This window comes from Arthrobacter sp. FW306-06-A (assembly GCF_021870055.1).
Taxonomy (GTDB): domain Bacteria; phylum Actinomycetota; class Actinomycetes; order Actinomycetales; family Micrococcaceae; genus Arthrobacter.
Map to the genome: position 1 here is coordinate 1,780,371 of NZ_CP084552.1, position 13,250 is coordinate 1,793,620.

General features: G+C 65.1%; 9 protein-coding genes and 1 rRNA gene. 8 read left to right on the forward strand and 2 right to left on the reverse strand.

Translation table 11 applies throughout. From position 1 onward, the window contains the following. Positions 1-3: 3 nt before the first annotated feature. The 4 genes from argH (at position 4) to LFT49_RS08195 (ending at position 4,280) form a co-directional block, all read left to right on the forward strand. On the forward strand, positions 4-1,431 hold the full coding sequence (gene argH / locus LFT49_RS08180; RefSeq protein WP_236801966.1) for an argininosuccinate lyase: 1,428 nt from the start codon (positions 4-6) through the stop codon (positions 1,429-1,431). Positions 1,432-1,656: 225 nt separating this feature from the next. Further along, entirely contained in the window at positions 1,657-2,946 is a 1,290-nt protein-coding gene (locus LFT49_RS08185; RefSeq protein WP_237428630.1) for an ISL3 family transposase, read from the forward strand. Beyond that, complete coding sequence (locus tag LFT49_RS08190; RefSeq protein WP_237430222.1) at positions 2,943-3,521, forward strand: pyridoxine/pyridoxamine 5'-phosphate oxidase; 579 nt, start codon at positions 2,943-2,945, stop codon at positions 3,519-3,521. Before LFT49_RS08185 ends, LFT49_RS08190 begins: the two co-directional genes overlap by 4 nt. 21 nt (positions 3,522-3,542) lie before the next feature. After that, positions 3,543-4,280 (forward strand): maleylpyruvate isomerase family mycothiol-dependent enzyme, encoded by a 738-nt coding sequence (locus tag LFT49_RS08195; RefSeq protein ID WP_236801968.1) that lies wholly within the window; start codon positions 3,543-3,545, stop codon positions 4,278-4,280. A 101-nt stretch (positions 4,281-4,381) separates the two neighbouring features. Here the strand turns inward: LFT49_RS08195 and LFT49_RS08200 are convergent, their stop codons facing one another. Further along, positions 4,382-4,876 carry a methylated-DNA--[protein]-cysteine S-methyltransferase gene (locus LFT49_RS08200; protein WP_237430223.1) on the reverse strand — a complete coding sequence of 165 codons (495 nt, stop codon included), beginning with the start codon at positions 4,874-4,876 and terminating at the stop codon, positions 4,382-4,384. Further along, entirely contained in the window at positions 4,873-6,381 is a 1,509-nt protein-coding gene (locus LFT49_RS08205; RefSeq protein ID WP_236801970.1) for an AlkA N-terminal domain-containing protein, read from the reverse strand. Before LFT49_RS08205 ends, LFT49_RS08200 begins: the two co-directional genes overlap by 4 nt. 128 nt (positions 6,382-6,509) lie before the next feature. Here LFT49_RS08205 and LFT49_RS08210 point away from each other — a divergent pair, with 128 nt between their 5' ends. From LFT49_RS08210 to LFT49_RS08225, 4 genes are all read left to right on the forward strand, one after another. Then, positions 6,510-7,199, forward strand: a complete 690-nt coding sequence (locus tag LFT49_RS08210) for a DNA-3-methyladenine glycosylase (protein WP_236821759.1) — start codon at positions 6,510-6,512, stop codon at positions 7,197-7,199. A 51-nt stretch (positions 7,200-7,250) separates the two neighbouring features. Then, on the forward strand, positions 7,251-9,479 hold the full coding sequence (locus LFT49_RS08215) for a HelD family protein (protein WP_236801972.1): 2,229 nt from the start codon (positions 7,251-7,253) through the stop codon (positions 9,477-9,479). A gap of 34 nt (positions 9,480-9,513) precedes the next feature. Then, positions 9,514-10,827, forward strand: a complete 1,314-nt coding sequence (gene tyrS, locus LFT49_RS08220) for a tyrosine--tRNA ligase (protein ID WP_236801973.1) — start codon at positions 9,514-9,516, stop codon at positions 10,825-10,827. Between the two features lie 489 nt (positions 10,828-11,316). Then, positions 11,317-12,839: ribosomal RNA gene (locus LFT49_RS08225) — 16S ribosomal RNA — on the forward strand. Positions 12,840-13,250: the final 411 nt, after the last annotated feature.

Here is a 13,250-nt window from a genome sequence, read left to right on the forward strand (position 1 = left end):
CCTGTGGCTGAGCAAAAAACGGAGGCGACAAACGCCGGCGCGCTGTGGGGCGGCCGGTTCGCCGGCGGCCCCGCGGACGCCCTGGCAGCGCTGAGCAAGTCCACGCACTTCGATTGGCGGCTGGCGCGGTACGACATTGCCGGCTCCAAGGCGCACGCCCGTGTGCTGCACAAGGCCGGATTGCTGGACGACGCCGAGCTGGAAGGCATGCTGTCCGCCCTGACGCAGCTGGACGAGGACGTGGCCTCCGGCGCGTACCTCCCCGCCGAGTCGGATGAGGACGTGCACGGTTCCCTGGAGCGCGGCCTGATCGAGCGGGCCGGTGCCCAGCTGGGCGGCAAGCTCCGCGCCGGCCGGTCCCGGAACGACCAGGTGGCCACCCTGGGCCGGATGTTCCTGCGCGACCACGCCCGGATCATCGCCGGCGGCGTGCTGGCCACGGTGGACGCGCTGGTGGAGCAGGCGAAGGTACACCATGGTGTGGCCATGCCCGGCCGCACCCACCTGCAGCACGCGCAGCCCGTCCTGCTCAGCCACCACCTGCTGGCCCACGCCTGGGCCCTGCTGCGCGACGTGCAGCGGCTGCAGGACTGGGACAAGCGGGCAGGTGTTTCGCCCTACGGTTCAGGCGCGCTGGCCGGCTCCTCGCTGGGCCTCGATCCGGAGGCGGTGGCGGCGGACCTGGGCTTCTTCTCTGCCGTGCACAACTCAATCGACGGCACCGCGTCCCGCGACGTCTTCGCCGAGTTCGCCTGGGTCTGCTCAATGATCGGTGTGGATCTGTCCCGGATCTCCGAGGAAGTCATCTTCTGGGCTACCAAGGAGTTCTCCTTCGTCACGCTGCATGACTCCTACTCCACCGGGTCCTCGATCATGCCGCAGAAGAAGAACCCGGACGTGGCGGAGTTGGCCCGCGGCAAGGCGGGGCGCCTTATCGGCAACCTCACCGGCCTGCTGGCCACGCTCAAGGGCCTGCCGCTGGCGTACAACCGCGACCTGCAGGAGGACAAGGAGCCGGTCTTCGACGCCGCGGACACCCTGGAGCTGCTGCTCCCTGCCGTGTCCGGCATGATCGCCACCCTGACGTTCAACACGGAGCGGATGGAATCGCTGGCTCCGCAGGGCTTCGCGCTGGCTACGGACATCGCCGAATGGTTGGTCCGCCAGGGTGTGCCGTTCCGCGAGGCGCATGAGCTCTCCGGTGCCGCCGTTAGGCAGGCAGAGTCCCGCGGTGTTGAGCTGTGGGACCTGACGGACGAAGAGTACGCCGCCATCTCGGAGCACCTCACGCCCGAGGTCCGGACCGTGCTCTCCACCGAGGGCTCGCTCAACAGCCGCAATTCCCAGGGCGGTACGGCACCAGCCGCCGTCGAACGCCAGCTGGCCGCGCTGGAAGGCGAGCTCGCCGGCGTGCGGGAGTACGCAGGCTAAAACGCCCGCTCACTTTCGGCCTGTTGCTGGCAGACGCCCGCTCACTTTCCTCAGGAACGTGAGCGGGCGTCGCCCTTTAAGCTGCAAGAAGTGAGCGGGCGTTGGGCGTTACGGGGCTCTTCGTGGTTGATGGTGAAACAGGTTCGTGTCTTGAAAGCTGAAGGGCTCGTAGCCCTGCTGTGATGGATGTTCTCTACGCATTCATCAAGTCAGGAGCTACGAGCCTTGATCGAGCCTACTTCGCCGCGCCCCGATGCTGCCACCGCAATTTTCAACCTGCCCGACTACCGCGTCACCGATACTGAGATCCTCGCTTTCGGGCAGCGCCGGATCCAAGTCGTGGCCACCGCCGAGGCCGGCTGCCCATCCTGCGGCGTCATCAGCACCCGCGTTCATTCCCGCCGGCCACAACGCCTGCGTGACATCCCCGTCGCCGGGCCGGTCGAAGTGGTCTGGGCCAAGCGGAGATTCTTCTGCGATGAGTACCTGTGCCCGCGCCAGACATTCACCGAGGAAACAACCCAGGTCCCGCGCCGGGCACGGTCCACCCATCGGCTCCGTGAGGCCCTGGTTGCCGCCGTCATCGGATCCGGCAGGGCAGCCGCCGAGGCCGCCGCTTCTTTCGGAGTCTCATGGTGGCTCGTGCAGCGGGCCCTGGACTCTGCGGCGCTGACGCTGCCCGATGTCGACGCCCTTGCACCGCGGATGCTCGGCATCGATGAACATCGCTACCGGTCCGTGCGGTTCTTCCGCGACCCGGCCACCAAGGCCTGGAAACGCTACGAACCATGGATGACCACCATCGTCGATCTTGACACCGGACAAGTCCTAGGGATCGTTGACGGCCGCGACAGTGAGGGCGTCGGGGACTGGCTTTTCGCCCGTCCGCTCGAATGGCGCCTGGGCGTGCAGGTCGTTGCCATCGACCCATCCGCCGCTTTCCGCAAAGCCCTGCGGATGTGGCTGCCACGCACCGCTGTCTCAGTCGATGCATTTCACCTGGTCAAGCTTGGCAACGACATGCTCACCGAAGTCCGGCAGCGCCTCACGCAGCAGGTTCATGGCCGGCGGGGACGCGCCATCGACCCGGTATGGGCAAATCGGCGACTGCTCCTGCGGGCCGGGGACACACTCTCGGACCGGGCACGGAACAGGCTCAGCACCGTGTTCGACACCGACGACGCCACCGGGAAGTTGCAGGCCGCGTGGCTGGTCAAGGAACAGCTCCGCGCCCTGCTGACCACCGGGTCCCTCGCCCACGCGGCCGCCGCGAAAGACCAGCTTCAGACACTGGTTGTCAAAGCCGCGCAGCCCGAAACCAACCGGCTCTGGCGGACGGTCTGCCGCTGGTGGAAAGAGATCGAAGTGCTCATCGTCACCGGTGCGACAACCGCGAAAGTGGAAGCCAACAACACCGCGATCAAGCACATAAAGAGGACCGGCCGGGGATTCACCAACGCACGCAACTACAAAACGCGTATCCTGTTGCGCAGTGCCGCCAGAACAGCGGCATGAACATCCTTCACGGCAGAACATTCACCACGAACCGTGAAGAGCCCAAGTTCCTCCGCACGCTTCCTGATTTTCCGTCCGACCTGCCGTCTTTCGTCCCGGAGAACGCGCCGCAGGATCCGGCGCTGCTCTTCAAGCAGTGGCTGGACGAGGCGCTCGATGCGGGGGAGCAGCAGCCGCACGCCTTCAGCCTCGCCACGGTGGACGCGCGGTCGGATGATGGTCCCCAGCCGTCCTCCCGCATGCTGATCCTCAAGAACATTGACGACGACGGCTGGCACTTCGCCACGTCCCGCACCTCGCGGAAGGGCCGGGAACTGGCGGAGTCGCCCAGGGCCGCGATGAACTTCTACTGGCCCGGCCTGGGGCGGCAGGTCCGCGTGGCTGGCGCCGTGGCCGAACTCTCCGCCGAAGCATCCGCCGTCGATTGGCATGAGCGGCCGCGGGCCGATGGCAGCGACAACCCGCACTGGCAGCTCTACGCCCTGCAGCCCATCGAGATCGAGTTCTGGCAGGCGAGTAACGACGGCAACCACGTCCGCCACCGTGTCGGCGCAGACGGACAGCCGCTGGGCTGACCGCTCCGCTAGGCTGGCCGCATGACCTCTCCTTCTCCTGCCGGTCTGCTGGCTGAACTGCACAAGGCCGCCACGGCATTGACAGCCGGACTGGACCGGATCCCCGACGGCGGCGAACGCGCTCCGTCCACCCTTCCCGGCTGGAGCCGCGGACACCTCCTGGCCCACATCGCCGGCATTTGCGAAGCCTTGGCCCGGCAAGTGGAATACGGTCGGCGCGGCGAAAAGGTGGAGCTTTACGACGGCGGCGTGGAAGGCCGCAACCGGGCCATCGAGCTCGCCGCCGGGCACAGCCTTGCGCAGCACCGGCAGGACGTGGACGCCGCGCTGCAGCGGGCCTTGGCCGCATTCGACGCCCTCGGCGAGGATGAGTGGCAGACGCGCATCGCGTTCCGCGACGGAGTGATCTTCGACGCGGGGCTGGCGCTCTGGCGGGAACTGGTCATCCACACCGCGGACCTGGACAGCGGCACGGGACCGGAAACCTGGAACCGGGAGTTCTGCTCCCACCTGTTCGACTTCCTGGCCGCCCGCGTGCCGGCCGAAACCAGGTTGGTCCTGCAGCCCGTGGCACTGCCGCCGCTGGCCCTTGGAGCCGGCGGCAGCACCGTCGTCGTCAGCGGCATGGTCACCGACATCGCCGCCTGGCTGGCCGGACGGAAGCCGTCCCTGGACAGCCTCCGTGCCACTGCCGCCGGGGACAGTACGGATCTTCCCACCCTGCGGCCGTGGCCGTCGGCAATGCCGGAACCGAAGTAGCAGTCCCAGCCCCCAGCCTCTCCGCGAGATGGCACTTAACGGCAATGCCGCGGCGCAACACTGCCGTTAAATGCCATCTCGCGCTCGGGGGAGAAGAGCGCTTAGCCCGCTTCCCGGGCCAGCAGGCTCTCCTTGACGCGCAGGCCCCAGCGGAAGCCACCCAGCGACCCGTCCGTCCGGATCACCCGGTGGCAGGGAACGAACAGCGCCGCGGCGTTGAAGGCGCAGGCGCTGGCGGCGGCCCGGACAGCGCCCGGGTTACCGGCCAAGGCGGCGTACTCGGTATACGTGACGGGCGAACCCGGCTCGACCTGGCGCAGGACCTCCCAGGCGTGGACGCGGAACGGGCCCGACTGCTGAAGGACTGGCACGGCCATGGCAGGGGCGGGGTCGCCGTCGTAGAAGGCCTCGACGGCGGAAGAGATGTCCCCGAGGTCCGCCACCTCTTCCACGGTCTCGGGGCGGAGGGCGGGATGGACCTGCCCGGTCAGTTCAGCAAGGCCGGCCGTCCAGCCCGAGGCAAGGACCACGCCGTCCCGGGCAAGGACGGTGAACGGTCCGTCCGGCGTGGACAGCTGCAGCAGTTGGGCTTTCATGGCATCCCTTTCCCAGGAGCGGCGGTTGTCAGGGCGGGCCGGGCAGCAGCGCGCCAAAGGTGCATGGTGGCGTAGGAACGCCACGGGCTGGTCTCGCGGAAGTCGGGGCTCAGGGCGCTGTGCCCATCGGTGTTGTCCCCATTGGCTTTGCCTCCATTATCGAGGGCGCGGATCCCGTTCCGGACCGCGGCGTCGTTGGCAAGGAAGACGTCCGGTGCGCCCAGGACCCGCATTGCCACGTATCCGACGGTCCATGGGCCCACGCCGGGCAAGGGCAGCAGTTTGGCGCGCAGGCCGGCCAGGTCGTCCCCGTATCCGAACTCGAGGTGTCCTTCAGCCATCGCGGCCGCGGCCTGCACCAGCGATTCGATCCTGCGCCGTGGACCGCGGAGCAAATGACTCCCCGCCGCGATCTCCGCCGGGGTGGGAAACAAGCGGTCCAGGCCCTCGCCGGGAGCACTGGAGGGACTGCCGGCCGCGGACAGTTGGGTCAACGCGGTACGGGCCGCCGCCACAGTGACCTGCTGGCCCACCATGGCCCGGACCAGCAGCTCCTGGGGATCCAGCGCGCCGGGCATCCGCATCCCCGGCGCCTCACCGACGGAGGCAGCGAGCCTGGGGTCGGCGACGAGGGCGGAATCCATGGCTTCCGGGTCGGCGTCGAGGTCGAACAGCCTGCGCACGCGGCTGAGCAGCGCCGGAAGGTCGCGCAGGTCCACCGCGCCGACGGTGAGTGTCAGCTGCCGCTCCCGGGTGCCGCCGTCGTACTCCACGCGGAAGCGCGCGTCGCCGTGGGGGAGCCGCAGGGTCCGGGCGTAGGAGGTGGCCGTCCCTTCCTCGATTCCGGGAATGGCCCGGACTGCAAGGAAGGAGAAGATACCCGGGTCGAAGGGCGGGCGGTAGGGCAGGCCCAGGGTCAGGGCCGTCGTGCCGCCGTCACGCGAAGGGTGCCGGGACGTTTGACGAAGGGCCGTGGGCGTCATGGCGAACACCTCGGCGATGGTCTCATTGAACTGCCTGACGCTGCTGAAGCCGGCGGCAAACGCCACGTCGGCGAGCTTCATGGACGTGGACACCAGCAGGGTGCGGGCTGTCTGGGCCCTCGCCGCGCGGGCCAGGGACAGGGGGCCGGCACCGAGTTCCTGGCCCAGGATCCGGTTGAGCTGCCGGGGCGAATAACCCAGCCGGGCGGCAAGGCCTGCCACCCCGTCCCGGTTGATCACCCCGTCGTTGATCAGCCGCATGGCGCGGCCCGCCACGTCCTGCCGCACGTTCCACGCCGGGGTGCCCGGCACAGCCTCAGGCAGGCAACGCTTGCACGCCCGGTAGCCTGCCTCGTGGGCCGCCGCGGACGTCTCGTAGAACGTCACATTCGCCGCCTTGGGTGTCCGGGCCGGGCAGGAGGGGCGGCAGTAGATCCCCGTGCTGCGGACGGCGGTGAAGAACTGGCCGTCGAACCGGGGGTCGCGGGCATCGATTGCCCGGTAGCGCTGCCAGAAGTCCATTCCTCCATCCTGCCAGCCCGGGTTCGCTGCTACTAGCGGAAATCGGACATGGGCGTGGAGGGGGCAAAACTTCGCCAGGCCAGGCTTCACCGAGGATCAAATCCGCAGCATCTGGGTAAGGTCAAGTAATGAACGAAAGCACTTTGGGAGCGGACGGGTTGCGGAACTTCCTGTCCGCCGACGCCCGTGAGCTCGCCCCGCAGCTGCTGGGCGCCGTGCTGACCCATGAGTCACGCGACGGCGCCGTTTCCATCCGGCTCACCGAGGTGGAGGCCTACATGGGACCCGAGGACTCCCTGCACCCGGATCCCGGCTCGCACACCTACCGTGGCCCGACACCCCGCAACGCCCCCATGTTCGGTCCCGCCGGGCACCTCTACGTCTACTTCACCTACGGGATGCACCACTGCACCAACATCGTCTGCGGTCCCGCCGGCGTCGCCTCCGCCCTTCTGCTCCGGGCCGGCGAAATCGTGGACGGGCTGGAACTGGCGCAGCGGCGCCGGCCGACGTCGAAAAGTCCCGCGGACCTGGCCAGCGGGCCTGCCCGTCTCGCCAAGGCGCTGGGATTGACGACGGCGGACAGCGGCCGGGACGCGCTGGCTCCACCTTTCGGCCTGGAGCTTCCCTCCGGCGCCAGCGGTCCCGTCAGTTCCGGCCCGCGGGTGGGCGTGGCAGGAGCGGGAGGTTCGGACGAGTACGCCTGGCGGTTCTGGCTCACCGGCGACCCCACGGTGTCCAAATACAAGGCGGCGCAGCCCCGTGCCCGGAAGCGGATGGCAGATGCGCCGCCCGGCGCAACGTTTCACAAGCGTTAATCGAAATGGTAGTAGAATGGACGGTCTGTCTTTCGCGATAGGGGAACGTTAATGCTCGATGCCGAATTGGCCCACGAACGGGAGTATGTTGCCGGCCTGTACGCCCGGCTGGAGGAACTCCGGGAGGAAAAGCGCCGACAGCTGGCGCAGGTCCGTCGTGCCGGAGCCGTGGGCACCATGCAGAACGTTTCAGAACGTGACGCGTTCGCCGCGCTGTATGAGGACCGCCTGGCGCAGCTGGACGCGGTGGATGACCGGCTGGTCTTCGGCCGCCTGGACCTGGACTCCGGGGAAGCACAGTACATCGGCCGCATCGGGCTCACCACCGAGGACCTGCAGCGGCTGATGGTGGACTGGCGCGCCCCCGAGGCCGGGCACTTCTACCAGGCCACAGCCTTTGACCGGCAGGGCGTGCGCCGCCGCCGGCACCTGATCCTGCAGGGACGCGACGTCAAGGCCATTGAAGACGATGTCCTGGACGCCTCCATGCTCACGGACGCCGAGTCCCTCCAGGGCGAAGGCGCCCTGCTGGCTGCGCTGAACTCCAAGCGCACAGGCCGCATGTCGGACATCGTCAGCACCATCCAGTCCGAACAGGACCGCATCATCCGCTCCTCCATCTCCGGAGCCGTGGTGGTCCAGGGCGGGCCGGGCACGGGCAAGACCGCCGTGGCCCTGCACCGCGCCGCCTACCTGCTCTACACCCACCGCGACCGCCTCAAGAGTGCAGGCGTGCTGCTGGTGGGCCCGTCGTCGTCGTTCATGAAATACATCGAACGGGTGCTGCCCTCACTCGGCGAGACCGGCGTGGTCATGGCCAGCGTCGGCCGCCTGATGCCCGGCATCAACGCCGTGCCCGAAGCAAACGCGGCCGTGGCCGCCATCAAGGGGCGCCTGGACATGGCTGCCATCGTGGCCAACGCCGTCTCCAACCGCATGCGCGTCCCTGCCCAGAACCGGATCCTCGAAGTGGACGGACGCAAGCTCACGCTGACGCCCCGCCAGGTCCGCCGGGCCCGGGAACGTGCACGCGCCACCGGAAAGCCGTACAACGAGGCACGCGTGACGTTTGTGAAAATCCTGCTGCGCGAGCTGACCGAGCAGATGACCGAGCTCGTCGAGGCCGGCAACATCGGCAACAACGCGGACCGCTCCTACCTTGCGGAGGACGTCCGCACTGCCCGGGACGTGCGGATCGCCCTGAACCTCTGCTGGATGCCCATGACGCCGGAGAAGCTGATTACCGATCTCTTCAGCAAGCCGGAAATACTGGAGTTCTGCACCCCCAACCTGACCCCGGCGGAGCGCGCCCTGCTGCAGCGGCCTGCTGATGCCCCCTGGACCGAGTCCGACGTGCCGCTGCTGGACGAGGCCGCCGAACTGCTCGGCGAGCTGGATCCGGCGGCCGGGCGCGGGCTGGCCCAGCAGGAGCACGACCGTGCCCGGGACCTGGCCAACGCCAAGCAAACCCTGGTAAACATGGAGGCCGCCGGGGTGGACCCGCTTATGTCGGCCGAAGAGCTGGCCGAGCAGAACCGGGAGCAGGATGTCCGGCAGACAGCCGCAGAGCGGGCAACCAGCGACCGCACCTGGGCGTTTGGGCACATCGTGGTCGATGAGGCCCAGGAGCTGTCGCCCATGCAGTGGCGGCTGCTGGTGCGCCGCTGCCCGCTGAAGTCCTTCACCATCGTCGGTGACATCGCGCAGACCAGCTCTGTGGCGGGAGCCAACTCCTGGCAGGGGGCACTGGCGCCGATGTTCGGGGACCGTTGGCAGCTGGAGGAGCTGACCGTCAACTACCGTACGCCGTCGCAGATCGCCGAGGCAGCTGTCCGGATGGCCAACGCCGCCGGGCTTGTTGTTTCCGCCCCCAAGGCCGTCCGGGAAGGCCGCTGGGAGCCCATCATCGACGAAGTCTCTCCCGGTGCCGTGGTGGACCGGCTCGTCGAGGTGCTTCCGGAGGAGCTTGAAGCGCTCGACGGCGGCCTGCTGGCCGTGATTGCCGATGGTGACCTGCTGCCCCAGGCCACATCAGCACTGCGTGCCGTGTACGGGCGCCGGATCGGCAGTGGGGCCGGCAGCTACGAGCAGGACATCGTGGTCATCAGCCCCCGTGAGGCGAAAGGCCTGGAGTTCGACGGCGTAGTGGTCCTGGAACCGTCGATGATGCTCAACCACGAGCACGGCAAGGTGGGGGACCTTTACGTGGCCATGACCCGCGCCACTCAACGGTTGCGGCTGATTGCAGCGGAACCGGTGCCGCCAGGGATTGCCGGCTGACGGCGCCTTCGGCGTTACTGCTAACTTAGGAAGCGTGCCTGAACTGAACAACCTCGAACCGCAGCGCAATGACCCCACTTTCGCCAATATTTGGCAGGAACTGAAGTGGCGTGGGCTGGTCCATGTCTCCACTGACGAAGCAGAGCTGGAAAAGCTCCTCGCCAACGGGCCGGTCACCTACTATTGCGGCTTCGACCCCACCGCGCCGAGCCTGCACCTGGGCAACCTGGTCCAGTTGCTGGTCATGCGGCGGCTTCAGTTGGCCGGCCACAAGCCGCTGGGACTGGTGGGCGGTTCCACCGGCATGATCGGTGACCCGCGTCCGACGGCGGAACGCACCTTGAACACCAAGGACACGGTGGCGGAGTGGGTTGGCTACCTCCAGGCCCAGGTGCAGCGCTTCCTCAGCTTCGAGGGAGACAACGCTGCCAGGATGGTGAACAACCTGGATTGGACGGCGCCGCTGAGCGCCATCGACTTCCTGCGTGAAGTGGGAAAGCATTTCCGCGTGGGCACCATGCTGCGCAAGGACGCCGTGGCATCCCGGCTGAACTCCGATGAGGGCATTAGCTACACCGAGTTCAGCTACCAGATCCTGCAGGGCATGGACTACCTGCAGCTCTACCGCGATTACGGCTGCGTCCTGCAGACCGGCGGCTCGGACCAGTGGGGCAACCTCACCAGCGGTACGGAACTGATCCGCAAAGTCGAGGGCAAGAGCGTCCACGCCCTTGGAACCCCGCTTATCACCAACTCCGATGGAACCAAGTTTGGCAAGAGCGAGGGCAACGCCATCTGGCTCGACGCCGGCATGTGCAGCCCGTACGCCTTCTACCAGTTCTGGCTCAACACCGCCGACGCAGATGTGGTGGACCGGCTCAAGGTGTTCACCTTCCTGACGCGCGCCGAAATCGAAGAAATTGCCGTTTCAGTGGCTGAACGTCCATTCGCCCGTGAAGGACAGCGGAAGCTCGCCTTCGAAGTGACCTCACTGGTGCACGGCGTGGAGGCCACCGAAAAGGTGATCAATGCTTCCGCGGCATTGTTCGGAAACGGTGACCTGGCTGCCCTGGACAAGGCAACCCTCCAGGCCGCCACTTCCGAATTGCCCACCACCACCGTGCAGGTGGATGAGATGGGGATTGTGGACCTGCTGGTGGCGTCCGGTCTGTCCGAAAGCAAATCTGCCGCTCGACGAACGGTAGGGGAGGGTGGCGCCTACGTGAACAACGAGAAGGTGTCCGATCCCGAGGCCGTGATCTCGGAGTCTGAACTTCTGCACGGCCAGTACCTGCTCCTGCGCAGGGGTAAGAAGAACCTGGCCACTGTTGAGGTACTGGTTCCCTAGCACCTCTGAGTCCTGCATGCACGCCCTTCGGCAGCCGATTTGCACGGCCGCTGGGGGGCGTGTATTGTTTTCTGAGTCGCCGCCGCTGAGTGGTGACAAACCCCCAACTAATGAGAAGCAATTCTTACCGCGAATACGCGGATCCCGAGAAGCTGCTTCTTATTTTGCTGGGCAGATTCATTTCGCCAAGCTGATTCCGGGAAAATAGCCGGATTTGCAAAAGTGAATATGAATGAAATAAGATAAAAACATCGCAGCGAAGAAATACGGAATAGAAATTCTTTGAATTGTTTCCGGGAATATTCGAATGTGTCTGTTGTTTGAGAACTCAATAGTGTGCCAAGTTTGTTGATACCGATTATGTAATGTGATTGGTTGATTGTGCTGTGCCGCCACCCCGTGGTGTGCATGGTGTTTTTGGCTGGTTTCAAATTTTGTGCAGCCGTGGTCGCCGTTATTTCCGGTGGTTGTGGTTGTGTCTGTTTGTTTTCAACGGAGAGTTTGATCCTGGCTCAGGATGAACGCTGGCGGCGTGCTTAACACATGCAAGTCGAACGATGATGCCAGCTTGCTGGTGGATTAGTGGCGAACGGGTGAGTAACACGTGAGTAACCTGCCCTTGACTCTGGGATAAGCCTGGGAAACTGGGTCTAATACCGGATATGACTGATCATCGCATGGTGGTTGGTGGAAAGCTTTTGTGGTTTTGGATGGACTCGCGGCCTATCAGCTTGTTGGTGGGGTAATGGCCTACCAAGGCGACGACGGGTAGCCGGCCTGAGAGGGTGACCGGCCACACTGGGACTGAGACACGGCCCAGACTCCTACGGGAGGCAGCAGTGGGGAATATTGCACAATGGGCGAAAGCCTGATGCAGCGACGCCGCGTGAGGGATGACGGCCTTCGGGTTGTAAACCTCTTTCAGTAGGGAAGAAGCGTAAGTGACGGTACCTGCAGAAGAAGCGCCGGCTAACTACGTGCCAGCAGCCGCGGTAATACGTAGGGCGCAAGCGTTATCCGGAATTATTGGGCGTAAAGAGCTCGTAGGCGGTTTGTCGCGTCTGCCGTGAAAGTCCGGGGCTCAACTCCGGATCTGCGGTGGGTACGGGCAGACTAGAGTGATGTAGGGGAGACTGGAATTCCTGGTGTAGCGGTGAAATGCGCAGATATCAGGAGGAACACCGATGGCGAAGGCAGGTCTCTGGGCATTAACTGACGCTGAGGAGCGAAAGCATGGGGAGCGAACAGGATTAGATACCCTGGTAGTCCATGCCGTAAACGTTGGGCACTAGGTGTGGGGGACATTCCACGTTTTCCGCGCCGTAGCTAACGCATTAAGTGCCCCGCCTGGGGAGTACGGCCGCAAGGCTAAAACTCAAAGGAATTGACGGGGGCCCGCACAAGCGGCGGAGCATGCGGATTAATTCGATGCAACGCGAAGAACCTTACCAAGGCTTGACATGAACCAGACCGGGCTGGAAACAGTCCTTCCCCTTTGGGGTTGGTTTACAGGTGGTGCATGGTTGTCGTCAGCTCGTGTCGTGAGATGTTGGGTTAAGTCCCGCAACGAGCGCAACCCTCGTTCCATGTTGCCAGCGGGTAGTGCCGGGGACTCATGGGAGACTGCCGGGGTCAACTCGGAGGAAGGTGGGGACGACGTCAAATCATCATGCCCCTTATGTCTTGGGCTTCACGCATGCTACAATGGCCGGTACAAAGGGTTGCGATACTGTGAGGTGGAGCTAATCCCAAAAAGCCGGTCTCAGTTCGGATTGGGGTCTGCAACTCGACCCCATGAAGTCGGAGTCGCTAGTAATCGCAGATCAGCAACGCTGCGGTGAATACGTTCCCGGGCCTTGTACACACCGCCCGTCAAGTCACGAAAGTTGGTAACACCCGAAGCCGGTGGCCTAACCCCTTGTGGGAGGGAGCTGTCGAAGGTGGGACTGGCGATTGGGACTAAGTCGTAACAAGGTAGCCGTACCGGAAGGTGCGGCTGGATCACCTCCTTTCTAAGGAGCACCTACAATGATCCGTCGCCAATGCATGTTGGTGGTGGGTGTGTTGTCAGGAGTAAAGGCCCGTTGCACGGACGACTGTTCCGTGGCGGGTGCTCAAGGGTGGAATATCAACAAATAGCGGCTGTCTGGTCTTTTGGTCTTCTTTAGTACGAACCCTGGTGGTTCTGGAACGGTGGGCCGGGGGGTTTCCGGGTGGTTTAGTGTTTGGCACACTGTTGGGTCCTGAGGCAACAGGGCCGGGGAGTTTTCCCGGGTTTGTTTGTTTCTGGTTTCCCTGCCATGACGTTCCTGCACGTGTTTGACTCCTTTTTTTGGGGGTTTGTGTGTGGGGTGTGTGGTGTGGGGTTGTTGTTTGAGAACTACATAGTGGACGCGAGCATCTTGTATAAGAAGCAATTTCCA

What these genes read in the sequence shown, in the direction of transcription:
- LFT49_RS08210 (WP_236821759.1), top strand. Translation starts at nt 6,510, where the DNA reads ATGAACGAAAGCACTTTGGGAGCGGACGGGTTGCGGAACTTCCTGTCC.
- LFT49_RS08205 (WP_236801970.1), bottom strand. Translation starts at nt 6,381, where the DNA reads ATGGACTTCTGGCAGCGCTACCGGGCAATCGATGCCCGCGACCCCCGG.
- LFT49_RS08195 (WP_236801968.1), top strand. Translation starts at nt 3,543, where the DNA reads ATGACCTCTCCTTCTCCTGCCGGTCTGCTGGCTGAACTGCACAAGGCC.
- LFT49_RS08215 (WP_236801972.1), top strand. Translation starts at nt 7,251, where the DNA reads ATGCTCGATGCCGAATTGGCCCACGAACGGGAGTATGTTGCCGGCCTG.
- LFT49_RS08190 (WP_237430222.1), top strand. Translation starts at nt 2,943, where the DNA reads ATGAACATCCTTCACGGCAGAACATTCACCACGAACCGTGAAGAGCCC.
- LFT49_RS08200 (WP_237430223.1), bottom strand. Translation starts at nt 4,876, where the DNA reads ATGAAAGCCCAACTGCTGCAGCTGTCCACGCCGGACGGACCGTTCACC.